Genomic DNA, 23951 nt, shown 5'->3' with positions numbered 1-23951 from the left:
CTCCTGTCGCAGTCAGAGGGTCAGTTTACAAGTCTTGAGCCTGATGTTCAATCACTTTCAAATGCCATGCCGTCATGCATGGAATTGCAGTGCCGCCAGTCCGGCGTAGACCCCACCCAAGGCCACCAGTTCGTTGTGGGTACCCTGTTCCACCAGCTGACCCGCATCAATCACCACAATCCGGTCGGCTTTTTGCACCGTTGCCAGTCGGTGCGCAATCACCAGGGTGGTGCGGCCACGCATGGCGGACTCCAACGCCGCCTGCACCATGCGTTCACTCTCGGCGTCCAGTGCGCTGGTGGCTTCGTCCAGCAGCAGCAGGGGTGGGTTCTTCAAGATGGCGCGAGCAATGGCGATACGCTGGCGTTGCCCGCCGCTCAGGCGCACGCCCCGTTCACCCAGGAAGGTGTCATAGCCCTGGGGCAGCTTGGTGATGAAGCCATCGGCAAACGCCGCCACGGCCGCCGCCTTGACCTCGGTATCTGTGGCATCCGGTCGGCCATACCGAATGTTCTCGAGCGCACTGGTGGAGAAAACCACCGCATCTTGCGGCACGATGCCAATGTGCTGGCGCAAGTCCTGCAAGGACAGTTCTCGTGTGGCCACACCATCGAGCAAGATGCGGCCTTCCTGGGTGTCGTAAAACCGCAGCAGCAGCTGAAACACCGTGCTTTTACCCGCGCCGCTGGGCCCGACCAGAGCCACGGTCTGCCCCGCGCTGACGTGTAATGAAAAACCACGCAACGCCGCCTGATTCGGCCGCGACGGGTAATGAAAAGTGATGTTCTCAAAAGTAATAGCGCTGCCCTCTTTGTATATAAGGGCTACAGCCGGATTTGATGGTGAAGTGATGGGTGACTGGCTGGCCAGCAGCTCCATCAGCCGCTCAGTCGCACCGGCGGCACGTAACAAATCGCCATACACCTCGCTCAGCACCGCAAAAGCACTGGCCAAAATGATCACATAGACCACGGTTTGGCCCAGATGTCCTGCCGAAATGCGCCCAGCCAGCACCGCCTGTGTGCCCTGGTACAAGCCCCAGAGCAGCGCGGCTGAGGTGGCGACAATGATAAAAGCCACCAGGCCCGAGCGGGTGCGGGTGCGCCGCACTGCCACCTCAAACGCGGTTTCGGTGGCCTGGGTGAAGCGCCTTGTCTCCCGGCCTTCGGCGGTATAACTTTGCACCACCGGGATCGCGTTGAGTACCTCTGCTGCCATGGCACTGGAGTCGGCCGCCCGGTCCTGGCTGTCGCGCGAGAGTTTGCGTACCCGGCGTCCAAACGCCGCCGCCGGCACCACAATCAGGGCCAGCATCAGCAGCACCTGGGCCATCACCAGCGGGTTGGTCCACACCAAAATACCCAGGGCGCCCAGGCCCATCACCAGGTTGCGCAGGCCCTGGCTCAGTGAGGAACCGACCACCGTCTGCACCAGCGTGGTGTCAGCCGACAGGCGCGACAGCACCTCGCCCGTCTGGGTGGTTTCGAAAAACTCCGGGCTTTGTTGCAACACATGGCTGTAAACGGCGTTGCGCAGGTCGGCGCTGATGCGCTCGCCCAGCCAGCTCACCATGTAAAAGCGCGCCGCCGAGAACACCCCCAATGCCACTGCAACCCCGAACAGCAAAGCAAAATGGTCGCGCATCGCCATCATGCGTTCACCGGGGTCGGTCTGGACCAGGCCGCTGTCGATCAGGCTGCGCAGTGCCCATGGAAAGGCCAGCGTGCTGGCGGCCGCCAGTATCAAAAACACCAGGGCCAGGCCGATGCGCAGACGGTAGGGCCGCAAGAAGGGCAGGAGGCCGGAGAGTGATGTCGGGCTGGATGCGGGGGAGACGGTCTCAGTCATGGGGCAGAGGGCTGTTCATGGGGTCGGTGATACCACCGCATAGATGCAAGCAGGAACCAGCCAGTTTACGTGTCCTGGCTGTGGGTACCCGCCTGTGCAGGTGTTTGACCTTGTGCTCCCTGCGCGCTTCTGGCGCTCCAGGGTTTGCACACCCCCCGCAGGATCAGAGCGTATTAAGTGCCCACCAGCAACGACGCCAGCTGAACCCCTTCGATGGCATCTGTGGAAATGCCGTCAGCGCCCAGACTCTCGGCGCTGAGATCAGACGCAGAAAAGACCGGGCCGCCCAACAGCACGGGGATGTTGGGGTTGCGTGATTGCCTTTTTATGTCAGAAATCAGGTCGGGAAGATGGTTGAGCTGCTCTGTCACACCCACCGACAGGCCAATCAGGTCAAACCATTCATTTTGTGCGGCATGGCAGAGTTGGGTGGGCGTGCCAGCCACTTCAATGACAACCTGCCAGCCGTCTTTGCGGAAAAACTCAGACACCATGGCCAAGCCCAGGATGTGTTGTGACCCAGGTGCCGAGGCCAGCATCACCCGCTTGGACACACCCGCCTTTTGCGGGCCACTTTGGTACTCGTAGCCAATTCGGTGGGTGATTTGGTGCATGCGCAGCAGCCCCATGGTGACCTGGCTGAAATCGGCACGTTCAGATTCCCACATCAAACCCAGGTGGCGGGCAGCGGGCGCGATCAAGTTCAAAAAAATGCTGTCGTTGTCAACGTGGTCCAGCAGCAGCTTTTCGATGAACTCAAGCACTTCGTCGGAGCCACGGGACACACATAACTCGGCAAAGGCGGCGATCTCGGCTTGCAGAGGCTGGTAAGCGAGTTTGAAGTGCTGTGCGTTGGCAGCCCCGGGTCGCGGGTGGGCCTCCAGAAGCCGCGGGATGATCTGGCTCTCGATCACACTGCGCAGGGAGCCTGCGCACACATCTTCTGTCACAGGGTTGACGGGCCTGATGGGCACACGGGGTACCGATAAACGGATAGCACTGTTCAACATGTTGCTCTCTGTAGGTTGCCGCGCTGACAGCGTCAGGTGGACTTGACTGGAAACGAATTCATGCCGGACGCTGGAGATAGTAACCCCATTGTTTGCTTAGGGCTACCTCAAAAATCAAGTCAGCATCTTGAAAGAAAGTATTGTCATGAAACGTTCTGTGGGTATTGGGGCTCTGCTTTGCTTTGTCAACCATGACAGCGAGCCCTTGTCTCGCTCAGAACAGAGTAGGCACAATAAAAATGTGTAAATATTTGTTGACAAGTTGCGGCGCTTATATATAGTGCTGCACAAATGTCAAGCTAATGTGACACAAAAGCGAGGCCCTATGGATTTGTTGAAGCGCGCTGAGAACGCCCTGGAATTTCACTTTGGCAGAGCCGTTGGCTCGGGTGCCCCCCCCAGGCTGGTGGAGGCCATGCGCCATGCGGTTTTCTCGGGTGGTGCCAGGGTGCGACCCCAGTTGGTCCTGTCGGTGGCCATGGCGTGTGGTGAAGACGCCGTGGAGCTGACGGATGCTGCGGCCTGTGCGGTCGAGTTAATGCATTGCGCATCTCTGGTGCATGACGACATGCCAACCTTTGACAACGCAGATATCCGCCGCGGCAGGCCAACGGTGCACAAAGCCTTTGGGGAGCCCTTGGCATTGTTGGCGGGCGACGCCTTGATTGTGATGGCCTACCAAGTTTTGCTCAATGCCGGTCAAGCCTATCCGGATCGCCTAGTGGCCTTGATGCAGAACCTGAGCGCGGGTGTTGGCTTGCCCTCGGGCATTGTGGCGGGGCAGGCCTGGGAATGTGAGGTCAAAGCAGACCTGGGCCAATACCAGCGTGCCAAAACCGGTGCCCTGTTTGTGGCGGCCACCTGCGCGGGGGCTTTGTCGTGTGCCAGTGATGCCAGCCCGTGGGCGGCTTTGGGTGCCAATCTGGGCGAGGCCTACCAAGTGGCCGATGACATCCGTGATGTCATGGGGCAGGTGATTTTGATGGGTAAACCTGTCGGGCAGGACGCTTTGCACGCTCGCCCCAGTGCCGCCAGTGAACTCGGTCTGGATGGCGCTATGGCGCATTTTCAGTCGCTCATTGAGCAGGCTGTTGACTGCATCCCCCAGTGCTCTCACCGTGGTTTGTTGCAGCAGCTGGTGCATCGGGAGGCTGAACGGCTGGTGCCCAGTGCCGCCTTTGCCGAGTATCGGAGCCAACAGAGCGCAACCCCCCAAAGCATCTCCGCTTGAACGGGTCGGATAGGTCACATTTCGGACATTGACTGTGGAACATTTGGATCTTGCCAGGCTGTCCCCTGCTGGCATCACAAGCCAGTCCTGGATGGATGGCATTCATCAGAAAATTGACGCGTGGATGACGTCGCCGGGCCTGTATCGGACCTCCATCGCCAACCCTTTGACACGCTGGTTCACCCGTCGAAGGACCAAGCAGGTCTTTGATCTGATGTCTGGCTTTGTCCATTCCCAGGTGTTGTTGGCCTGCGTCAAGCTCAATATCTTCTCGATCGTGCGCCAGGCGCCGGTCACCTTGGAGGAGCTGTCAACACGCTGCCAGGTTCCCGCGCCGGTGTTGCAGCGGCTTGTCCTGTCAGCCATTGCACTACGTTTATTGGAGCATAGAAGCCTTTCCCGTATTGGGCTAGGAGCACTTGGGGCACCTCTTGCTGCCCACGAAGGCGTGCGCGCCATGGTAGAGCACAACCATCTGCTCTACCGTGACATGGCTGAACCGCTTGATTTTCTGCGTGACACCTGGCGCGGTGGCATGGCGGGTTATTGGCCGTATGCCCACTCAGACTCTCCGGCCCAGGATTCGGTTGCCAAGCTGGATCAGGTCGGGCGGTATTCGGCGTTGATGGCTGCTTCACAGAACTTTGTGATCGAAGAGATTGTGAGCGCCTACTCTTTCAAAAAGCATCGTTGCATGATGGATGTGGGTTGCGGCATGGGGCGGTTTGTGGCCGCTGTGGCGCAACGTGAGTCACAACTCAATTTCAAACTGTTTGATCTGCCTGCCGTGTTGGCATTGACGCAGAAAAACCATGCCAGTCTGGGTCTCGAATCCCGGATGTCCTATCACCCGGGCAGTTTTTTCCACGATGCGCTGCCAGAAGGGGCTGATCTGGTGACCTTGGTACGCGTGGCACATGACCATCCGGATGGTGCCGTGTTGGGCATCATGAAAAGGATCTACCAGGCTCTGCCTGCGGGGGGAACACTTCTGTTGGCCGAACCCATGGCGCAGGAGCCGGGTGACAAACCACTAGGTGACGCCTACTTTCATCTGTACCTGCTGGCCATGGGTGCTGGCCGTTACCGCACCCCCAGTGAATTAACAGCCATGCTGCAAGAGAGTGGCTTTGAGCGTGTGGCCTTGATTCCCAATGCCATGCCCATCCACACCCGACTGCTGGTGGCTCGGAAGCCTGGGGCGATCTAGGTATTTACCCTAGGCAAATGATTAAACTGTAAATTCAAGTTGACAAATGTGAATGTCAACCTAGAATTAAATTATGAAAGCACAAGCCATCGTTTTCGAGCAACCCAGACATTTGTCTGTGCAGTCTTTGGACTTGCCTGAGCTGATGGACCACCAGGTTCATGTTCAGGTGGAGTACAGCGGCATCAGTACCGGCACCGAAAGACTGTTGTGGGATGGCAGCATGCCGGCGTTTCCGGGCATGGGTTATCCCTTGGTGCCAGGTTATGAGACAGTGGGCCGTGTGGTCAGGGTTGCTGGCGACAGTTCGCTGACAGTGGGGCAGCGGGTGTTTTTGCCGGGTGCCAACTGTTTCCAGGGTGTTCGCAACCTGTTTGGCGGCTCGGCCTCTGACTTGGTTGTGCCTCAGGAACGTGCTATCCCGGTGCCAGACAGTCTTGGCGCACAAGCGGTTCTGCTGGCTTTGGCGGCCACGGCCTACCATGCTGTCGCCGGTGGTGGCAAACGTGAAGTGATCACGTCACCGGACCTGATTGTGGGTCATGGTGTGATGGGGCGTTTGCTGGCACGCCTGACGGTGGCTGCTGGTGCACCTGAGCCCACCGTTTGGGAAACACAGGCTGTGCGCATGGATGGTGCCGAGGGCTACCGCGTGGTGCATCCCGATGATGACCCACGCAAGGACTACAAAGCCATCTATGACGTCAGTGGCGACAGCAACTTGCTCGACAAATTGATTTTGCGCCTGGCCCCGGGGGGCGAGGTGGTGCTGGCTGGTTTTTACAAGCAAGATTTGCATTTCGCCTATGCGCCAGCGTTCATGAGAGAGGCTCAAATTCGCACCGCCGCAGAGTGGAAGCGAGCCGACTTGTTGGCGGTGACTGAGTTGGTCACGACCGGCAGGTTGTCGTTGGAAGGTTTGATCACACATCACCAGTCGCCTAGAAATGCCCTGGCTGCCTATGAGGTGGCTTTTGGTGATCCTTTGTGTCTCAAAATGATTATGGATTGGAGTGCCAACGCATGACCAACTTGGCTATTCCTTCTGAGCAACCCGTCAAGTTTGTAGAGCGTTTGCGTCAAGAGGCGTCGGAGCCTCTGCCAGAGGTGTCGACAGCCCAGCCGACCAAAGAGACGCAGATCATTGCCATCTACGGCAAGGGTGGCATTGGTAAAAGCTTCACCCTGTCCAATTTGAGTTACATGATGGCTCAACAGGGCAAGAAGGTGTTGCTGATTGGTTGTGATCCCAAGAGCGATACCACCAGCCTTTTGTTTGGCGGCAAGGCGTGCCCGACGATCATTGAGACATCCTCCAGGTTGAAGCTGGCTGGTCAGGCTGTGAGCATCAGCGATGTGTGCTTCAAGCGTGATGGCGTGTTTGCCATGGAGTTGGGTGGTCCGGAAGTCGGTCGGGGTTGCGGTGGCCGCGGCATCATTCACGGTTTCGAAACTCTGGAGAAACTGGGCTTTCACGACTGGGGTTTTGATTACGTTTTGCTCGATTTTCTGGGTGACGTGGTCTGTGGCGGTTTTGGTCTGCCCATTGCCCGTGACATGTGTCAGAAGGTGATTGTGGTTGGCAGCAATGACTTGCAGTCCCTGTACGTGGCCAACAATGTCTGCTCGGCGGTGGAGTACTTCCGCAAGCTGGGTGGCAATGTGGGTGTTGCCGGCATGGTGATCAACAAAGATGATGGCACAGGGGAGGCCGCCGCCTTTGCGGCCAATGCAGGCATACCTGTTCTGGCTGCGATACCTGCCAATGAAGATATTCGCCGCAAAAGTGCCAATTACGAAATCATCGGTATTCCTGGTGGCGAGTGGGGCCCGATGTTTGAACAACTCGCGACCAATGTGGGTGAAGCGCCACCTGTGCGTCCCAAGCCACAAACGCAGGACCAATTGTTGAGTTTGTTCAGTGCCGATGTGGTGGGTCGTCATGTGGTGTTGGAACCTGCGACTGCTTTTGATATGGTGGGTCGCCACGATGTGGTGAAGCCCAGCTTGGAAGTCATTTACGACGCGTCCTGAGTTATGTCGTACTCTGAAGCTACCATCCTCGCTCAAACGCCAGAGATGCAGTCCACTGCATTGGAAGGTGATGGCATGGGTTGCCATGCCGGGGGTGAAAAGTTGTTGTCTGCTGCGCGGTCTTCTGGCAAAACCGAAGTTCTGTTGCAGTACGCCAAAGACTATCCGGTCAACCCCAATGCGGGGCCGCATGACCAGCCACAAAGCATGTGCCCGGCGTTTGGGGCGTTGCGTGTTGGCCTGCGTATGCGCAGAACCGCCACCATTCTGTCGGGCTCGGCGTGCTGTGTGTATGGTTTGACGTTCATCTCCCATTTCTACGGCGCACGCCGCAGTGTTGGGTATGTGCCCTTCAACTCCGAATCCCTGGTGACAGGCAAACTGTTTGAGGATATTCGGGACGCCGTTCACGCCCAAGCTGATCCAGCAACACTTGATGCCATCGTGGTGATCAATCTTTGTGTGCCTACCGCCAGCGGTGTTCCGCTGCAACTGTTGCCCAAGGAAATTGACGGTGTTCGCATCATTGGCATTGACGTACCAGGTTTTGGCGTGCCAACTCACGCTGAGGCGAAGGATGTCTTGGCTGGCGCGATGTTGCGTTATGCACGGCATGAGGTTCAAAGTGGGCCCGTGCAGGCGCCGCGCGGCGGCGTGGTTCATTTGCCCACCATCACTCTGCTGGGTGAGATGTTTCCGGCTGACCCGGTGGGTATCGCGCATCTGTTGGCGCCGATGGGGCTGGCTGCCGGTCCGGTGGTACCGACCCGTGAATGGCGCGAGTTGTATGCAGCACTGGACTGTGTGGCTGTTGCGGCCATTCACCCGTTTTATACGGCCAGTGTGCGTGAGTTCGAGGCGGCAGGTCGGCCCGTGGTGGGCTCCGCACCGGTCGGGCTGGATGGCACCCTGTCTTGGTTGCAGGCGATTGGTGAAGCGGCAGGTGTGGCCCAAGACATGATTGATGTGGCCAAAAACCAGGCTGGCGCTGCCATTCGGGCGGTGTTGGCAACGCAACCCATTGCCGGGCGTATCACGCTGAGCGGTTATGAAGGCTCTGAGCTGCTGGTTGGTCGTTTGTTGGTGGAGTGTGGTGCAGACCTGAAGTATGTCGGTACAGCCTGTCCTGCAACACCCTGGAACAGTTTGGATGCCGAATGGTTGGCTTCGAAGGGTGTTCGTGTCCAGTTTCGCGCTTCTCTGGAGCAAGACATGGCTGCGGTGGATGAGTTCAAGCCAGATCTCGCGATCGGGACCACCCCGGTTGTCCAGAAAGCCAAGCAGATGTCCATTCCGGCACTGTATTTCACCAACCTGATTTCAGCGCGTCCCTTGATGGGGGTGGCCGGGGTCGGTTCCCTGGTGCAGGTTGTTCAGTCCGCCATAGGCAATCGGGCTCGGTTCGAGACCATGACCGCATTTTTTGAAAATGTGGGCTCGGGTGACACCGCAGGCATTTGGGAGGATGTTCCCGAGAAGCACCCTGAGTTTCGTGCAGAGACGCGTCGGCAGTTGGACCGCTTGTCAAAGAAGCGCAAAGCTGAGGAGATGGGCTGATGTTCATCCTTGACCATGATCGCGCGGGTGGCTATTGGGGAGCGGTGTATGTGTTCACCGCCATCAAAGGGCTGCAGGTCATCATTGATGGGCCGGTAGGCTGTGAAAACCTGCCAGTGACGTCTGTGCTGCACTATACGGATGCTTTGCCGCCCCATGAGTTGCCGATTGTGGTGACGGGGTTGGGTGAAGAACAGCTGGGGCGCGAAGGGACCGAAGGGGCCATGAAACGTGCACACGCTGTGCTGGACCCCGACCTGCCTGCGGTGGTGGTGACAGGTTCCATTGCCGAGATGATTGGCGGTGGTGTGACACCGGAAGGAACGAATATCTTGCGGTTCCTGCCGCGCACGATTGATGAAGACCAGTGGCAATGTGCCAACCGGGCGATTTATTGGTTGTGGAGCGAATACGGCTTGCGCAAAGTGCCGCAGCGCAAACCACTGAGTGAACGCCATCCAGAAGAAAAGCCCCGGGTCAACATCATCGGCCCGTCGTATGGGGTGTTCAATTCGGCAAGCGATTTGGCCGAGGTGCGCCGTCTGGTGGAGGGTATTGGCGCGGAAGTCAATATGGTGTTCCCGCTCGGCAGTCATCTGGCTGATGTTCCGAACCTTGTGAATGCGGATGTCAATGTTTGCATGTACCGTGAGTTTGGCCGGATGTTGTGTGAGGCGCTTGAGCGACCTTACCTCCAGGCCCCCATTGGTCTGCACAGCACTACGCTGTTTTTGCGCCAACTCGGTGAGTTGTTGGGCTTGGACCCTGAGCCATTCATTGAACGTGAGCGGCATACCACCCTGAAACCACTTTGGGATTTGTGGCGCTCGGTGACCCAGGATTTTTTCTCGACAGCCAGTTTTGCGGTGGTTGCCAACGAAACCTATACCCGAGGACTGAAGAATTTCCTGGATGTCGAGATGGGCTTGCCGTGCAAGTTTGCCATCTCCCGCACCGCTGGTACCAAAACGGATAACCAGAAGATTCGTGATTTGTGCAAAACGCAAACACCGCTGATCATGTTTGGCAGTTACAACGAGCGCATGTATCTGAGCGAGATGTCTGGTGGGGGGCCGATGCGTGCTTCCTTCATTCCGGCCTCGTTTCCAGGTGCGGTGATCAGACGCCATACAGGTACACCTTTTATGGGTTACAGCGGCGCAAGCTACCTCATCCAAGAGGTGTGCAACAGCCTGTTTGATGCCCTGTTTCACATCCTTCCCTTGGGTGTTGACATGGATCGTGTGGATCCAACACATGCACGCGGTGTGGTGGTACCGAACGCGGCGTGGCATGAGGCTGCGCAGTTGCGGATGCGGGATTTGATTCAGAACCAACCCGTGTTGATACAGATTTCTGCCGCCAAACGCTTGCGTGATTTGGCTGAAAAGTTCGCTCGTGAATCAGACCAGGACAAAGTCATGGTCTCGCATGTTGACCGTGCTGGCGAAGAGTTGGGATTGGGGGTTCATGCATGAGTTTCGATCTGCATGGCTCTGTGCCGGGGCTGCCATCAGCCTTGGACGTCAAGATGTCAAGGTCAAAGATCTTGGCTACTCAGGTTGCGCGGGTTGTGCGCATCATCGGCCGAAAGGCTTTTTTGTGAAGGAGTATTCGCATGTCGAATCAAACCTCTATTTCCGGACTGACTGACGAGGAAGCCCAGGAGTTCCACAAGTTCTATGTTCAAGGATTTGTGGGATTCACGGCAGTTGCTGTGGTTGCGCACATTCTTGTTTGGGCTTGGCGACCCTGGCTGTAACGCCATCGTTTGATTCCAGGATTAGTTGCCATGAATCAAAACATTCAAGTAAAAGGCGAGTTTTTCCATGTTGAAAAATCGCTGACTTTCTGGATGATTTTTGCGCCGGTATTTGTCATTTTCTTTGTTGCATCGGTATCAGCTTCACTGATTGGTATGCAATGGAGAACGTTTTTACCTGGTGCAGAGAATTCCAAAGGTCTTATTGAAGGTGTGAATTCAGCGGTGTACACACTCATGTCATACATTATTTAGGAGAAATGACCATGTGGAGAATTTGGCGTCTTTTCGACCCTATCAGGGTTATGGTTGCTCAAGGTGTTTTCTTGTTTGCTCTGGCTGCAATGATTCATCTGATCTTGCTCGGTACCAACAAGTTCAACTGGCTCGATGGCCAACACAAGGCAGGTGCGGTTGCTACGCAAAACGCACCCCTGCCGGCAACAGTTCCTGCAGCAGGTTCTTAAGCGGACTGTGTTCAGGGAAAGCAAACGGACCCAAAAGCTCTTTTGGGTGTCGTTTGCCCAGTTTTAGTAAACATTCGGAATTGACTATGCGTCAGTTCTAGTTAGGCGGGTGCAATCATGGCGATGCTCAGCTTTGAAAAGAAGTACAGAGTTCGTGGAGGAACTTTGATAGGTGGTGACCTGTTCGACTTTTGGGTCGGTCCCTTCTACGTTGGTTTTTTTGGTGTCACCACATTGTTTTTCTCTGTGTTGGGCACGTTCATGATTCTTTGGGGTGCATCGCAAGGTCCGACATGGAACCTTTGGCAGATCAGCATTGCCCCGCCGGATTTGTCTTATGGGTTGGGGATCGCGCCTCTCATGGAGGGTGGCTTGTGGCAGTTGGTCACGGTGTGTGCCATCGGCGCTTTTGTTTCCTGGATGCTTCGCGAAGTTGAGATCTGCCGCAAACTTGGCATGGGTCTGCATGTTCCCCTGGCGTTTGGTGTTGCGATCTTTGCCTATGTCACCTTGGTGGTCATTCGCCCGGTGCTGATGGGGGCCTGGGGCCACGGTTTCCCATATGGGATTTACAGCCATTTGGACTGGGTTTCTAACGTGGGGTATCAGTACCTGCATTTCCACTACAACCCCGCCCACATGCTGGCCATCAGTTTTTTCTTTGGGACCACATTTGCTCTGTCTTTGCATAGCTCGCTGATTGTGTCTGCCTCGAATCCCAAGAAGGGCGAGAAGGTCTGCGCACCTGAAGCTGAGGATACGTTCTTCCGCGACATCATCGGTTATTCAATTGGTACCCTGGGGATTCACCGCCTTGGTTTGTTTCTGGCTCTGGCGGCCGTCCTGTTTAGTGCCTTGTGCATTGTGATCAGTGGACCATTCTGGACGCGTGGATGGCCTGAATGGTGGGGTTGGTGGTTGAACATGCCCATCTGGAATTAAGTCAGGAGATCACGTCATGGCTGAATATCAAAATCTATTTACTGCAGTACAGCCGTCGGGCGCTGTGCATCACGGTGTGCCATTGGGCAAAGGAAATGAGCCGCGTTTTGGCCACCCTGTTCAGTTTCATCTGTTGGGCCGCCTAGGTAATGCCCAGATTGGTCCGATCTACCTCGGAACACTCGGGGTTGCTGCAGCTGTCAGTTTTTCGATCGCATTTTTCATCGTCGGGATGAATATGCTGGCATCGGTGGGCTGGGACCCGGTGCAATTTGTGCGTCAACTGTTTTGGCTGGCGTTGGAACCACCGCCGCCGGAGTATGGGCTCAAGTTGCCACCTTTGAATCAGGGCGGCTGGTGGCTGATGGCTGGATTCTTTCTGACGGCTTCACTGATTCTGTGGTGGCTGCGTATCTACCGTCGGGCACGTGAGTTGCACATGGGTACCCATGTGGCTTGGGCCTTTGCCGCAGCCATCTGGCTGTATCTGGTGCTGGGTTTCATTCGCCCGGTTTTGATGGGTTCTTGGAGTGAGGCGGTGCCTTTTGGGATCTTCCCGCATCTGGATTGGACGGCTGCATTTTCCTTGCGCTACGGCAACCTGTTCTACAACCCGTTCCACGCCTTGTCTATTGCCTTCCTTTACGGCTCAACCCTTATATTTGCAATGCATGGCGCTACTATTTTGGCAGTAAGCCGGTTTGGTGGCGAGAGGGAAATCGAACAGATCTTCGACCGCGGTGGTGCTTCTGAACGCGCTGCACTGTTCTGGCGCTGGACCATGGGCATCAACGCAACGATGGAATCGATTCACCGTTGGGGGTGGTGGTTTGCAGTTTTGTGCCCCTTGGTGGGTGGTATTGGCATCTTGTTGTCTGGCACTGTGGTGGACAACTGGTACTTGTGGTCGATGAAACATGGGGTGGTTCCGCCACAGCCGTCTGTTTTCCCCATCGTTGTTGATCCCGCAACCTTGATTGGAGTGAAACCATGAGCTTGTCATCTACTTCACTGAAGCTCTTGCTCCTGGGTGGGTTGGTGTTGCTGGCGGGGTGTGAGCGTCCTTCGCCTGATTCAATCCAACGCGGCTATCGCGGTACTGGCATGCTGCAGGTTTATAACCCGCGTTTGGTCGAAGCCATCAACGCCAAGAATCTGCTGCCTGACGCCATACCTGCTGCGGACGCCAGTGGGCCGCGAGCCAGTCAGGCTTTTCAGAATGTCAAGGTCCTGGGTGATGTCAGCGTTGCTGAGTTCACCCGACTGATGACGGCCATAACGGCCTGGGTGTCTCCTGTGGAAGGGTGCGCGTATTGCCATGATTTGCAGAATTTTGCAGACGACAAGATGTACACCAAGGTGGTTTCGCGGCGGATGCTTGAAATGACCAGGCACATCAATTCGGATTGGACGGCCCATGTGGCGGCAACTGGCGTGACCTGTTTCACCTGCCATCGTGGGCAACCGGTGCCATCCAATATCTGGTTCAAGGAGCCTCCGCAAGCCAATGGGTCCAACTTCATTGGAGACAATGCTGGACAAAACACCGCGTCGATGACGGTGGCACTGATGGCTACGCCAACAGACCCGTTCACGCCTTTCTTGTTGGAAAGCAAGAACATCCGCGTTTACAGTACCACTGCACTTCCGGATCGGACCAATCGCAGCTCGCTCAAGCAGACGGAATACACCTACAGCTTGATGACACACATGTCTTCTGCGCTGAACGTGAATTGCACCTACTGTCATAACACGCGGTCCTTTGGTGACTGGACAGACAATCCTCCACAACGCGCAGTCGCGTGGCACGGTATTCGGATGGCCAGAGACCTCAATGTCGCCTACCTTGAGCCCCTTAAAACGGCTTTCCCTGCCAACAGGTTGGGCCCGACGGGGGATTCTCCCAAGGTGAACTGCACGACATGTCACCAGGGTGTTTACAAGCCGTTGCACGGGACACCTTTTATCAAGGACTATCCTGAGTTGGTCGGTTCTCGTCCTGCTGCGGTGACAACTGTCGCTGCAAAGTGAAGTGAACCGTTGACACCGAGTTGATGATGAGCATGCCTGTTGAAATGCTGATTGGCGGCTTGGTGTCGTGTTTTGACAAAGACTGAAGGTCAGACAGTGAATACCTCTGCTAACCCATCTATCGCACTCTCCGGTGTGGTTGTGGTGCTGCTGGTTGACTATTTGACCCAACATCGGGCTTGGGGGTGGATGCGACTGATCCAAGGTCCTGGTGCACTCAAGGATGTACCTGGGCTCCTGTTTTCCAAAGTGATGGGTAGCGGGCACGGAGGTGGATTTGGTTTGCGTCCCAGTGGCAGCCATCAAGGCTTGATTTGTCTGTTTGAGGATGAACAAAAGGCCAATGAGTTCTGTGAAGGCCCCTACGTTCAGGCCATGATTGAACATTCCCGCGAACACTGGTTGAGTTCGATGGCAGTTACCTCGGCCAGAGGGCAATGGGATGAGCAGGTTTGGGGAGTCACTCCGACTGACTGTTTGTTGGCGTCACAGGATCAGACTGGTACTGAGTCTGAATCGGGGAGGAACTTGGTCGCTGTGTTGACTCGGGGGACCATTCGGCCAGCCAAGGCACTTGCGTTTTGGCGCTACTCACCACCGGCTCAAAAAGAACTCAACACTGCCAAAGGATGTCACCTCGCCATGGGACTGGGCGAAGCCCCGCTGTTGCGGCAATGTACTTTTAGTCTCTGGAGCGATACGGACGCCATGGTCGCCTATGCCCACTCAGGGGCTCACAAACACGCCATCACTGCAGCATATAAAAATGACTATTTTGCAGAGTCCATGTTTGTTCGGATGCGGGTTCTTGCCATGACAGGTCTGTGGCTTGGCAAACGCTACGGCGTCTCACGTGAGGTTCAGCATGGCTGACAAACATGTGGTCGTGGTGGGTGCAGGGGTGGCTGGTCTTGTTGCCGCTTTGCGCTTGGGGCATCAGGGCCTTGATGTGACCGTGGTGGAGCGCAGTGAGCAGGCCGGTGGGAAAGTGCGTGCTCAGGAAGTGGGTGGAAGCTACATTGACGCCGGCCCCACGGTATTCACCATGAAGTGGGTTTTCTCGGAGCTGATGGAGTCGGTAGGGGCTGACATCGACACCGAACTCAAACTGTCTCATTTGCCAGTTCTTGCCAAACACTTTTGGGACGACGGCAGCGCATTGGATTTGTTTGCCGATCCGCAGGCTAGCGAGGCTGCTGTGGAGGCTTTTGCTGGTCCAGACGAAGCGCAGAGATTCCGTCATTTCTGCCAAACGACCAAGGCCCTGTATCGGAGCCTGGAGACACCTTTCATACGGTCACAAGCCAGCAACTTACCGAAGTTTATGATGAGTTTGGGGCCTCGTGGTTTGGCATTGTTGGCGCGTGTTGGTCCAACGCGGACCATGTGGGACAGTTTGGGCAGGCACTTCACGGACCCGCGTTTACGCCAGCTGTTTGGCCGTTATGCGACTTACTGTGGTTCCTCACCTTTACAGGCACCGGCAACTCTGAATTTGATCGCCCAGGTCGAGATGGATGGTGTGTGGTCGGTTCAGGGTGGCATGACCTCGCTAGCCCAGTGTTTGGTTCGTCTGTGTAAACAAAACGGTGTGCAGTTCCGTTACCAAACGGAATGCCAGGAGATTCAGGTTGAGCAGGGTCGCGTGAAAGGTGTGGTCTTGCGCGACGGTGAACGGCTGGCGGCGGATGCGCTTGTTTTTAACGGTGATGTGTCGGCGTTGCACCAAGGCTTGCTAGGGGCACGAAGCCGTGCGGCGTTCTCTTCACACAAAGCACAGCGTTCTTTGTCTGCCGTCACTTGGTGTGCTGTGGCCAAGACAAAAGGTCTCAATTTGGACCGTCACAACCTGTTTTTTGGACGGCAGTACGCTACAGAATTTGAGGACATTTTCACTCGGCAAAGTTTGCCCACGGATCCAACGCTGTATGTCTGTGCGCAAGACCGGGGCGCAGGTGCGACTTCGCATACACCTGAACGATTGTTGTGTTTGGTCAATGCGCCAGCGATTGGTGATACGGATGATGAGCGCTTGTCAGCTGACTTGCTTGAGAAGTTGCAGGAAAGAAGTTTTGGGCGTGCCAGGGCCTGCGGTCTGGACATTGAGTTGGATACCGGTCGGTTGGTTAGAACCTCACCTCGGCATTTTCATCAACGTTTCCCCGGCACAGGTGGTGCACTTTATGGACAGGCGACACACGGATGGCTGAGCATTTTTTCGAGACCAGGAGCGATCAGCCCGATACCGGGTTTGTATCTGGCGGGCGGGAGTGTCCATCCGGGGCCTGGAGTGCCGATGGCAGCGATGTCAGGGCGACTGGCGGCCGCGGCAGTTCTGGAGAACCTCGGTTTGACCAGGCTGTCCCAAACGGAGGCTACCTCTGGTGGTATGTTGACGCCATGAGTGACGACGGCCAATTCGGATTGAGCTTGATTGCCTTTGTTGGCAGCGTCTTTTCGCCTTACTACGCTTGGGCCAGACGCAGCGGCAAAACAGATCCTGATAATTTTTGTGCTCTGAATGTTGCCTTGTACAGCCGCAATAACAAACGGTGGTGTATGACAGAACGCAGTCGTAAGCACTGCTCACGTAGCGCCAGCAGGTTTGTGATTGGCCCAAGTGACATGTATTGGGATGGGACCAGTCTGACGATACGTGTGGATGAAACTGGGTCTCCGATTCCTCACAAGATCACCGGGACTATTCGTATTGAACCTCGTCAGCTGTTTGGATTCAGTACTGCACTGGATGCCCAAAAGAAACACCGTTGGGGTCCGATTGCACCATCAGCCAAAATTGAAGTCAATCTGAGCAAACCTTTTCAGAAGTGGCAAGGTAATGCCTATTTGGATTCAAATGAAGGTGATGAACCTATTGAAAATGGTTTTCATGAATGGGATTGGTCACGTAGTTTGATGCGCAATGGCAGTACTGCAGTGCTGTATGACATGAAATATAAGGATCAAAGCCAATCTATATTGGCTTTGCGGTTTGATTGTCAGGGACAGGTAAGCACTTTTGACCCACCCGGGCGTAAAGTACTACCTCCTACTGCATGGCGGGTGAGCAGAGGTGTTCGTAGCAGTGCGCCAGTGGAGATTTCTGAACAACTTGAAGATACGCCTTTCTATCAAAGATCTCTTTTGAAGAGTGAGTTGTTAGGTGAGAAAGTTGTCAGTTTTCACGAATCATTATCGATACCACGGCTTGTGTCTCCGGTGGTTCGGGCAATGCTACCTTGGCGTATGCCAAGACGGTTTTAGTGATTGATATTTTAAATATGGAAAGTATTGGAAAGGTTTTTTTGTTGTCGCCACTATTGCGTATTTTTGCGGTGGAACAGCTATTAGTGGGTGACAGCAAATATAATGAATTTTTGGCCATTCCGGCCTTAAATAACCCTCGTGCGGGTTTTGCACGTTGCAAGGAGAATAACCATGTCTGATACAGACAAAGTTTACCCAACGGGACTGACTGAAGCCGAAGCTCAAGAGATCCATCGGCATCTCATTCAGGGAACGCAAATTTTCGGCATGATCGCCGCATTTGCCCATTTGCTTTCCTATATTTACTCACCTTGGCTCAAGTAAGGAGATAACACCATGATTTACGGAAAAATTTGGTTGTATGTGAAACCTTCGACAGGTATTCCGCTTTACTTGGGTGCAGTGGCTGTCGGCGCTTTTGCCGTTCATCTGGCCCTGTTCACCAACGTGCCATGGCTGAAGGCCTACTACAGCGGTAGCGCTGCTAAAGCTGCAGTGACTGCTTCGGCTGATGCCGTGCCAGCTTTGCCTGGTGCCGTGACTGCGAAAAAATAACGCAGGTATGGAGCTTAGAGACCGAGGTCGAAAGATCTCGGTCCCTTTTTTTGAATGAACAGATTTAGCCAAAAACTGGTTTTTGCATGGGCTGCAGCGGGTACGCGCTACCTTCCTTTTGCTGACGCAGCTACCCCCGATCTTCCTCTGCCCAGGTTGCTGAGGTTGTCTTTGTTTCAGATTTCTGTAGGCATGGCGATGGTCATGCTGATTGGCACGTTGAATCGGGTCATGATTGTTGAGCTCAAGGTGCCGTCCGCCCTGGTGTCCATCATGGTCGGACTGCCACTGTTATTCGCACCTTTGCGAGCTTTGATTGGGTTCAAATCAGACAACCATCGTTCAGCGTTAGGTTGGCGCAGGGTGCCTTTCATTTGGATGGGTACGCTTTTGCAGTTTGGGGGGTTTGCCATCATGCCGTTTGCGCTGTTGGTTCTTGCGGGTGCCGGTGAGGCAGCGCAGGCCCCCCCTTGGGTCGGCTACATCGGTGCGGGAGTAGCTTTTCTGTTGGTAGGGGCCGGCATGCACACCACGCAGACAGTTGGTCTGGCTTTGGCGACAGATTTGGCGCCAATCGAGTCACAGCCCAAAGTGGTTGGCCTGATGTATGTGATGCTTTTGGTGGGCATGATTGGCAGCGCGTTCATTTATGGCGAACTGCTGTCAGACTATAGTCCTGGCCGCTTGGTTCAGGTCATTCAGGGCGCTGCACTTGTCACCATGTGCCTGAATGTTGTGGCCCTTTGGAAGCAGGAAGCGAGGCACTCAGTACGACAGAGTGCGCCCGTCGCCGATCCGAGCTTTCGGGAGTCGTGGATCAGTTTCAGCAAAGGTGGTCATGCTGTCAGGCGCCTATTGGTGTTGGGATGTGGAACGGCAGCATTTACGATGGAAGATGTTTTACTTGAGCCTTATGGTGGTGAAATTCTCGGCTTGAGTGTTTCTGCAACCACAACCTTGACCGCTACTTTGGCGTTTGGCGGTTTGATCGGTTTTGGCTGGGCATCTCGGGTCTTGAGTCGCGGTGCCGACCCTTTTCGTATGGCCAGCGGTGGGGCCTGGGTAGGTATTCCAGCATTCAGTGCAATCATTGTTTCGGGGTACTTACAAGCCCCTTGGTTATTTGCTTCAGGAACTTTTTTAATTGGTTTGGGTGCCGGCCTGTTTAGCCATGGTACGTTGACTTCGACGATGAATTTGGCGCCAAAAGATCAAGTTGGCATGGCCTTGGGTACCTGGGGTGCTGTACAGGCGACGGCCGCTGGCCTGGCCATGGCTTTTGGAGGTGTTTTAAGAGATTCTGTTGCCAAGTGGTCCGACTCGCCAACTGGTTACCATACCGTTTACGGGCTGGAGCTGCTGCTGCTTTGTGTGACCATCGTCATCATGCTCCCATTGCTTGGTCGCAAAACCAAACTTTAGTCTAGATTATCTGATTCCCGTGTCGATAGAAAAGTGAACCTCAACTTTAAGGAGAAAATATGAAGACCAGCACCATTTTGATTATTATGTACGTCGTATTCATTTTGTTCATGATCATGAACTGGCTGAATCGCCCCGACGATAAAAAATAAGTCTATTCCGATAGTTCGATCGGCTTGCGTCCGATTCTTTCATTCTCAAGCCGTTCGAACAATCCTAAAACCCATTCGATCTTTTGTGACATGGCCCTGTTTGGTGCATAGGTAGGGGTGTTTCGATCGTTGAGGTTTTTTTGGCAGTTTTCAACCAGAAAACTAATGGCCTTTAAGGGGCTTGGTTGTTGTGTATCTACGTAGATCCACCTGACTTGTGTCCAAGCTGAGGCAAGCAACACGAGTTTGCGCGTTGTACTGACAATCGTTCGCCGTGTGATGGAGTCAAGGCCTTCTCGCCTCAGTTGTGCGCCTATTTCCCCATAAATTGAACTGGCGGCAAGTATGGCTGCCCTGCAGTCTGGCGGCAACTCTGCAATACCGGACTGTGATCTGCGATACAGTAAATCAGCCTCTTCCAAAAGACGTGATATCAAAGCTTTGACTTCAGCAGTTGGTTTTGGGTTTTCAAGCCATTCTTCGACGTTGATACCAGCTGTTTCCATCCACTCCAGAGGCAAATAGATTCGGCCGTTGCGGGCATCTTCACCGATATCACGTGCAATATTCGTGAGTTGCATGGCGACACCAAGTTCGCATGCTCGTGCCAAAGTCGTGGTCGACTTTGAACCCATGATCCAGCACATCATCGCACCCACCGTACCCGCAACCCGCGCTGCATAGGACTGAAGGTCTTCCAAGGTCTGGTATCGGTGCCCAAGTGCATCCCACTCGAAACCTTCAAGCAAAGCGTCTAGAAATAAACGCGGCAGTTGATACTGTTGAACAACCAGTGTCAGTGCTTGGTCTTCAACAAATTCGGATGGGTTGCCAGAATAAATCTGGTCCAGTCGCTGTCGCAAAACCGATAAGTTGGTATGGACATCTCCTCCTTGGTCAACCAAATCATCCGCGACGCGGCAGAAGGCATACAAGGCAACCGCCGCAGCACGCACGCGCATAGGCAGTAAGCGGCTGGCAGCGAAGAACGTCTTCGACCCGCCCTTCATCATGGCGATGCAGGCTTTCAGGTCGCGCGAATCGTAGTCAAGAGAAACTGTTGACATGGGGAACTACCTGTTCAAGCGCTTTGGCGGACATCAGGACACCAGGAACACCTGCGCCTGGGTGCGTTCCTGCCCCAACCATGAAGAGGCCTTTGACATCTTCGCTGCGGTTGTGCGGACGGAAATAAGCACTTTGCAGTAGGAGAGGCTCCATGCCAAAACCGGCTCCTTTGAACGACAGCAGACGATCGTGAAAGTCTTGTGGGGTGGTGAACTGGGATGTGACGATATGTGATCCAAGCTCGGGCAAAATCGTTTCACTCAGCCGCTTTTCAATCTTCTGGCGGTAGATTTCACCTTGGACCTGCCAGTCGGTGCCACTGTCGAGGTGAGGTACGGGTGACAAGGCGTAAAACGTGTCGCACCCTTCTGGCGCCATGCCGGGATCAGTGGCCGTCGGTCGGTGCAGGTAAAGGCTGAAGTCTTCAGCCAAGTGCTTGCGTTTAAAGATATCGTTGAGCAACTCCTGATAACGCGGACCTAACACCATCGTGTGGTGAGGCACATCTTCGTACTTTTTGTCGGTGCCAAAGTACCAGACAAACAAACCCATGGAGTACTTTTTGTTCTCAATTCGGCTGTCCGTCCAGTGGGGGCGATCTTTGGCATCCACCAGGTAGCGGTAGGTCCAAGCCGTGTCCCCATTGCTGACCACGATGTCACTGGAGATGTGCTCTCCGTTGGCCAACTCGACGCCAGTGGCTCTGCCTTGCTCCACCAGAATGCGGCGTACTTCTGCTTTGTAGCGAATGGGCACTTGGCGTTGATCCAGCAAGCCGACCAGTCCCTGCACCAGCGAGCCTGTGCCGCCCATCGCCCAATGCGCACCAAAGCGTCGTTCCAGAGCATTGATGAGCGCGTAAATGCCGGTGACGCTCAGCGGATTTCCCCCAATCAAGAGCGACTGCAGCGTGAAGGCTGCACGCAGTTTGGGGTGTTTCATATAGCTCGACACCATGTCATAGATGCTGCGCCAGCCTCGCAATCTCAGCATGTTGGGGATCGCGCGAATCAAATCACTTGGACTGTCGTAAACAATGCTTCCCAGCTCTAAGAAGCCAAGCTGATAACACCGCTCCGCTTCCTTGATAAAGGCCTCGTAACCCGCCAGGTCCGACGGGGAAATTTTCTTGACCTGTTCCCGATTGGCCTGCTGGTCCTTGCCGTAATCGAAAAAACTGCCATCGTCATACCGAATCCGGTAAAAAGGTGCCACCGGGACCAGTGTGACATCATCAGAGAATCGACGTCCGCACATCTCCCACAACTCTTCCAGCATGTACGGTGCGGTCACGATGGTCGGCCCCGCATCAAAGGTAAATCCGTCGCGCCGCCAGACAGCCGCCCGACCACCAGGCTGATCCTGCTTCTCCAGCACTTGAACCCGATAGCCTTTGCAGCTCAAGCGCACGGCTGCTGCCAAACCGCCAAAACCCGTACCAATCACAATGGCCGTCGGCCTCTTGTCTGCAGTCACATCCTCTGTGGGAGCGGCAGTTTGTATGTTTGAAAATGCGTTCATTTGGAGTCCAATGTTGCGTTATCCAGTGCAACCTTATTTTTTGTATTTAATGCCCAGCCCCACAAGCGTTCGAGTGGCCAAGGCAAAACCATCATGGCGTGCTCCAAGATGCCCAGACCGAGAAGACTGGCCAGCAAGACCCACCCAGTGGTGATTTCAACCACACCCAATTGCGCCTGACCCACAATCCAGATCCAGACGGCCAATGCCATACTGAACGAAAACACGAACCAGGCTGTGATACCGCGGGTTGGAAAATAGCTGGCCAGATAAACCAAGTGTTTGGGAAGATACTGCGCGCCGTTTTGTGGCACGCCGAAATACAAATTCAACTTGCCGCTGATGCGCATACACCACAACACAGCGAAAGTGCAAAGTGCCACGTGGTTGGGTTGTCCCCTTTGCATCAGACAAAGGGCCACAAAATTCAGGATCAAAGCTATCTCGTGGTACAGGATCACATCCAGCGATTGTTTGAACCGGGCCCACCCGGTCACGCCGGGTTGCAAAGTCTGTTTTCTAGGCCCGGTCAGCCAGCCAGTTAGAAATGCCAGCTCATGCCAACCCCACATCACAATCACGCTGCCAAAGCCCAAATAGGCGTTTTCAACGCTCAAGCTCTCCATACTTTCTGCAACTGCCAAGAAGCTGAACACCAACAATACACTCCAGCCCCCCAGACTCCAACGAAAACTGCTGGGCGGCAGGCGGTCGAGCCACAAGATGATGCCTGTTCCAAACCACCAGCACAGAATGGCATAACCCGAAGCTAAAAGGGTGTCATTCACCACACGGGTTCCATTCGCACATCTGCAGTCAGCACTTGGCGTTTTATCGGTAATAAATACAGTTTGCCGAATACCAGGCAGGCCTGCGACACGAACCATGCCTGCTTCAGTTTTCCGAGCCATCCCCCTTGTTTTTTGGCCAAGTCATTGGCCTTGGAGATGGTGAACAGTTTGGCCAACCCCGCGCGAAATTTCGGATTGTCGGTATCCAGGGCAATGGGAAAGACCTGCCGGGTGATTTGTGTGGTGATGTCAAACACCGCGTAGTCATACGTTGCAGAGTCCAGGCCCATGGCTTCGTGCAACATGGGGCGGGTGTGGTCACGCACATACATGGTGGCATAAACGGCCAACAGGAAAAAGCGGATCCACAACACATTGCCACCCCGCAGCAGGTGTGGATTGGCGCGGATGATCAGTGCAAATGACTCGCCGTGACGAAACTCATCGTTGCACCAACGCTCGAACCAGCGAAAGATCGGATGAAAGCGTTTGTCCGGATGGCGTTCCAGATGACGAAAGATGGTGATGTACCTGGCGTACCCAATTTTTTCCGACAAGTAGGTGGCGTACAGGATGTATTTGGGTTTGAAAAAGGTGTAGGCCTTCTCGCGCTTCAAACTTCCCAAATCGATGCCAAGGTCAAAGTCGCGCAAGGACTGATTGATGAATCCAGCGTGACGGGCCTCGTCACGGGCCATATACGCCATCAGTTGTTTCAGATCCGGGTTGGAGATGTTTTTACGGATCTCGTTGTACAGGATACAACCCGAGTACTCTGATGTGAGTGAACTCACCAGAAAGTCAATGAACTCCTGACGCATCTCCTTGGAGAGTTGAGTCATCGATTGCGCCACCTCATCGGCGAAGCTGGCATCACGTTGAAAGTGGTCGTGGTTGTTGTCCCCCTCGTACTCACGCATCATGATGTCCCACTCTTTGCGCAGCGGTTCAATATTGATGCGGTTGATCTCAGCAAAGTCGGTGGTGTAGAAACGCGGACTCAGCATGCTGCTTTGCACCGCCTTGTCGTTCGCATCTTTCGCTGTTTCGATACGTTGCACGAGTGTGTTCATAGAGCGTATG

At 54.8% G+C, this 23951-nt stretch carries 25 protein-coding genes; 19 read left to right on the top strand and 6 right to left on the bottom strand.

Annotation, left to right across the window (positions count from 1 at the left end):
* Positions 1–72 precede the first annotated feature (72 nt).
* Positions 73–1848, bottom strand: coding sequence for an ABC transporter transmembrane domain-containing protein (locus RF819_RS04540; RefSeq protein ID WP_078363875.1), 1776 nt, complete (start codon positions 1846–1848; stop codon positions 73–75).
* A 173-nt stretch (positions 1849–2021) separates the two neighbouring features.
* On the bottom strand, positions 2022–2858 hold the full coding sequence (locus RF819_RS04535; RefSeq protein WP_078363874.1) for a cobalamin B12-binding domain-containing protein: 837 nt from the start codon (positions 2856–2858) through the stop codon (positions 2022–2024).
* A 325-nt stretch (positions 2859–3183) separates the two neighbouring features.
* Here RF819_RS04535 and RF819_RS04530 point away from each other — a divergent pair, with 325 nt between their 5' ends.
* From RF819_RS04530 to RF819_RS04450, 19 genes are all read left to right on the top strand, one after another.
* Positions 3184–4089 (top strand): polyprenyl synthetase family protein, encoded by a 906-nt coding sequence (locus tag RF819_RS04530; protein ID WP_078363873.1) that lies wholly within the window; start codon positions 3184–3186, stop codon positions 4087–4089.
* 214 nt (positions 4090–4303) lie between these two features.
* Positions 4304–5299, top strand: coding sequence for an acetylserotonin O-methyltransferase (locus RF819_RS04525; protein ID WP_242472703.1), 996 nt, complete (start codon positions 4304–4306; stop codon positions 5297–5299).
* A gap of 73 nt (positions 5300–5372) precedes the next feature.
* Positions 5373–6326, top strand: a complete 954-nt coding sequence (gene bchC, locus RF819_RS04520; protein WP_078363871.1) for a chlorophyll synthesis pathway protein BchC — start codon at positions 5373–5375, stop codon at positions 6324–6326.
* The gene (locus RF819_RS04515; RefSeq protein WP_078363870.1) at positions 6323–7333 is read left to right on the top strand and encodes a chlorophyllide a reductase iron protein subunit X; all 1011 of its coding nucleotides are present in this window, start codon (positions 6323–6325) and stop codon (positions 7331–7333) included. The genes bchC and RF819_RS04515 overlap by 4 nt, the downstream gene beginning before the upstream one ends.
* 3 nt (positions 7334–7336) lie before the next feature.
* Positions 7337–8890 carry a chlorophyllide a reductase subunit Y gene (bchY, locus tag RF819_RS04510; protein WP_078363869.1) on the top strand — a complete coding sequence of 518 codons (1554 nt, stop codon included), beginning with the start codon at positions 7337–7339 and terminating at the stop codon, positions 8888–8890.
* Complete coding sequence (gene bchZ, locus RF819_RS04505; RefSeq protein ID WP_078363868.1) at positions 8890–10368, top strand: chlorophyllide a reductase subunit Z; 1479 nt, start codon at positions 8890–8892, stop codon at positions 10366–10368. The genes bchY and bchZ overlap by 1 nt, the downstream gene beginning before the upstream one ends.
* Positions 10369–10508: 140 nt before the next feature.
* The gene (gene pufB, locus RF819_RS04500; RefSeq protein ID WP_078363867.1) at positions 10509–10652 is read left to right on the top strand and encodes a light-harvesting antenna LH1, beta subunit; all 144 of its coding nucleotides are present in this window, start codon (positions 10509–10511) and stop codon (positions 10650–10652) included.
* Between the two features lie 30 nt (positions 10653–10682).
* The gene (locus tag RF819_RS20930) at positions 10683–10907 is read left to right on the top strand and encodes a hypothetical protein (protein WP_143541604.1); all 225 of its coding nucleotides are present in this window, start codon (positions 10683–10685) and stop codon (positions 10905–10907) included.
* An 11-nt stretch (positions 10908–10918) separates the two neighbouring features.
* Positions 10919–11119 (top strand): light-harvesting antenna LH1, alpha subunit, encoded by a 201-nt coding sequence (pufA, locus tag RF819_RS04495; RefSeq protein WP_078366768.1) that lies wholly within the window; start codon positions 10919–10921, stop codon positions 11117–11119.
* A 117-nt stretch (positions 11120–11236) separates the two neighbouring features.
* On the top strand, positions 11237–12061 hold the full coding sequence (pufL, locus tag RF819_RS04490) for a photosynthetic reaction center subunit L (RefSeq protein ID WP_078363866.1): 825 nt from the start codon (positions 11237–11239) through the stop codon (positions 12059–12061).
* A gap of 16 nt (positions 12062–12077) precedes the next feature.
* Positions 12078–13055, top strand: coding sequence for a photosynthetic reaction center subunit M (gene pufM / locus RF819_RS04485; RefSeq protein WP_078363865.1), 978 nt, complete (start codon positions 12078–12080; stop codon positions 13053–13055).
* On the top strand, positions 13052–14092 hold the full coding sequence (pufC, locus tag RF819_RS04480) for a photosynthetic reaction center cytochrome PufC (protein ID WP_078363864.1): 1041 nt from the start codon (positions 13052–13054) through the stop codon (positions 14090–14092). The genes pufM and pufC overlap by 4 nt, the downstream gene beginning before the upstream one ends.
* Before the next feature lie 96 nt (positions 14093–14188).
* Positions 14189–14965 carry a hypothetical protein gene (locus RF819_RS04475; protein ID WP_143541603.1) on the top strand — a complete coding sequence of 259 codons (777 nt, stop codon included), beginning with the start codon at positions 14189–14191 and terminating at the stop codon, positions 14963–14965.
* Positions 14958–16496 carry a 1-hydroxycarotenoid 3,4-desaturase CrtD gene (crtD, locus tag RF819_RS04470; RefSeq protein WP_078363862.1) on the top strand — a complete coding sequence of 513 codons (1539 nt, stop codon included), beginning with the start codon at positions 14958–14960 and terminating at the stop codon, positions 16494–16496. The genes RF819_RS04475 and crtD overlap by 8 nt, the downstream gene beginning before the upstream one ends.
* Positions 16493–17356 carry a carotenoid 1,2-hydratase gene (locus RF819_RS04465; protein ID WP_078363861.1) on the top strand — a complete coding sequence of 288 codons (864 nt, stop codon included), beginning with the start codon at positions 16493–16495 and terminating at the stop codon, positions 17354–17356. Before crtD ends, RF819_RS04465 begins: the two co-directional genes overlap by 4 nt.
* Complete coding sequence (locus tag RF819_RS20925) at positions 17356–17538, top strand: hypothetical protein (RefSeq protein ID WP_143541602.1); 183 nt, start codon at positions 17356–17358, stop codon at positions 17536–17538. Before RF819_RS04465 ends, RF819_RS20925 begins: the two co-directional genes overlap by 1 nt.
* Entirely contained in the window at positions 17531–17683 is a 153-nt protein-coding gene (gene pufB, locus RF819_RS04460; protein WP_078363860.1) for a light-harvesting antenna LH1, beta subunit, read from the top strand. The genes RF819_RS20925 and pufB (RF819_RS04460) overlap by 8 nt, the downstream gene beginning before the upstream one ends.
* Positions 17684–17695: 12 nt before the next feature.
* Positions 17696–17914: a light-harvesting protein gene (locus RF819_RS04455; RefSeq protein ID WP_078363859.1), complete on the top strand. Its 219-nt coding sequence runs from the start codon at positions 17696–17698 to the stop codon at positions 17912–17914.
* Positions 17915–17968: 54 nt separating this feature from the next.
* Positions 17969–19336, top strand: a complete 1368-nt coding sequence (locus RF819_RS04450; RefSeq protein ID WP_078363858.1) for a PucC family protein — start codon at positions 17969–17971, stop codon at positions 19334–19336.
* A gap of 154 nt (positions 19337–19490) precedes the next feature.
* Here RF819_RS04450 and RF819_RS04445 read toward each other — a convergent pair whose 3' ends face one another.
* Genes RF819_RS04445 through acsF form a run of 4 tightly spaced genes read right to left on the bottom strand, consistent with a single transcriptional unit; the run spans position 19491 to position 23941 of the window.
* Positions 19491–20555 (bottom strand): phytoene/squalene synthase family protein, encoded by a 1065-nt coding sequence (locus tag RF819_RS04445; protein ID WP_078363857.1) that lies wholly within the window; start codon positions 20553–20555, stop codon positions 19491–19493.
* Complete coding sequence (gene crtI, locus RF819_RS04440; protein ID WP_078363856.1) at positions 20536–22077, bottom strand: phytoene desaturase family protein; 1542 nt, start codon at positions 22075–22077, stop codon at positions 20536–20538. The genes RF819_RS04445 and crtI overlap by 20 nt, the downstream gene beginning before the upstream one ends.
* On the bottom strand, positions 22074–22865 hold the full coding sequence (puhE, locus tag RF819_RS04435; RefSeq protein WP_244899869.1) for a putative photosynthetic complex assembly protein PuhE: 792 nt from the start codon (positions 22863–22865) through the stop codon (positions 22074–22076). Before puhE ends, crtI begins: the two co-directional genes overlap by 4 nt.
* Positions 22862–23941, bottom strand: coding sequence for a magnesium-protoporphyrin IX monomethyl ester (oxidative) cyclase (acsF, locus tag RF819_RS04430; RefSeq protein ID WP_078363854.1), 1080 nt, complete (start codon positions 23939–23941; stop codon positions 22862–22864). Before acsF ends, puhE begins: the two co-directional genes overlap by 4 nt.
* Positions 23942–23951: the final 10 nt, after the last annotated feature.

Source organism: Rhodoferax fermentans, from assembly GCF_002017865.1.
Classification (GTDB): Bacteria; Pseudomonadota; Gammaproteobacteria; order Burkholderiales; family Burkholderiaceae_C; genus Rhodoferax; species Rhodoferax fermentans.
Note: the sequence above shows the minus strand (reverse complement) of the source record. Positions and strands in the feature narration are given on the sequence as shown.

Bases quoted from the DNA above. Each gene is read 5' to 3' on its own strand.
- RF819_RS04540 (WP_078363875.1), bottom strand. From the start codon at position 1,848: ATGACTGAGACCGTCTCCCCCGCATCCAGCCCGACATCACTCTCCGGC.
- RF819_RS04535 (WP_078363874.1), bottom strand. From the start codon at position 2,858: ATGTTGAACAGTGCTATCCGTTTATCGGTACCCCGTGTGCCCATCAGG.
- RF819_RS04530 (WP_078363873.1), top strand. From the start codon at position 3,184: ATGGATTTGTTGAAGCGCGCTGAGAACGCCCTGGAATTTCACTTTGGC.
- RF819_RS04525 (WP_242472703.1), top strand. From the start codon at position 4,304: ATGTCTGGCTTTGTCCATTCCCAGGTGTTGTTGGCCTGCGTCAAGCTC.
- bchC (WP_078363871.1), top strand. From the start codon at position 5,373: ATGAAAGCACAAGCCATCGTTTTCGAGCAACCCAGACATTTGTCTGTG.
- RF819_RS04515 (WP_078363870.1), top strand. From the start codon at position 6,323: ATGACCAACTTGGCTATTCCTTCTGAGCAACCCGTCAAGTTTGTAGAG.
- bchY (WP_078363869.1), top strand. From the start codon at position 7,337: ATGTCGTACTCTGAAGCTACCATCCTCGCTCAAACGCCAGAGATGCAG.
- bchZ (WP_078363868.1), top strand. From the start codon at position 8,890: ATGTTCATCCTTGACCATGATCGCGCGGGTGGCTATTGGGGAGCGGTG.
- pufB (WP_078363867.1), top strand. From the start codon at position 10,509: ATGTCGAATCAAACCTCTATTTCCGGACTGACTGACGAGGAAGCCCAG.
- RF819_RS20930 (WP_143541604.1), top strand. From the start codon at position 10,683: ATGAATCAAAACATTCAAGTAAAAGGCGAGTTTTTCCATGTTGAAAAA.
- pufA (WP_078366768.1), top strand. From the start codon at position 10,919: ATGTGGAGAATTTGGCGTCTTTTCGACCCTATCAGGGTTATGGTTGCT.
- pufL (WP_078363866.1), top strand. From the start codon at position 11,237: ATGGCGATGCTCAGCTTTGAAAAGAAGTACAGAGTTCGTGGAGGAACT.
- pufM (WP_078363865.1), top strand. From the start codon at position 12,078: ATGGCTGAATATCAAAATCTATTTACTGCAGTACAGCCGTCGGGCGCT.
- pufC (WP_078363864.1), top strand. From the start codon at position 13,052: ATGAGCTTGTCATCTACTTCACTGAAGCTCTTGCTCCTGGGTGGGTTG.
- crtD (WP_078363862.1), top strand. From the start codon at position 14,958: ATGGCTGACAAACATGTGGTCGTGGTGGGTGCAGGGGTGGCTGGTCTT.
- RF819_RS04465 (WP_078363861.1), top strand. From the start codon at position 16,493: ATGAGTGACGACGGCCAATTCGGATTGAGCTTGATTGCCTTTGTTGGC.
- pufB (WP_078363860.1), top strand. From the start codon at position 17,531: ATGTCTGATACAGACAAAGTTTACCCAACGGGACTGACTGAAGCCGAA.
- RF819_RS04455 (WP_078363859.1), top strand. From the start codon at position 17,696: ATGATTTACGGAAAAATTTGGTTGTATGTGAAACCTTCGACAGGTATT.
- RF819_RS04450 (WP_078363858.1), top strand. From the start codon at position 17,969: ATGAACAGATTTAGCCAAAAACTGGTTTTTGCATGGGCTGCAGCGGGT.
- RF819_RS04445 (WP_078363857.1), bottom strand. From the start codon at position 20,555: ATGTCAACAGTTTCTCTTGACTACGATTCGCGCGACCTGAAAGCCTGC.
- crtI (WP_078363856.1), bottom strand. From the start codon at position 22,077: ATGAACGCATTTTCAAACATACAAACTGCCGCTCCCACAGAGGATGTG.
- acsF (WP_078363854.1), bottom strand. From the start codon at position 23,941: ATGAACACACTCGTGCAACGTATCGAAACAGCGAAAGATGCGAACGAC.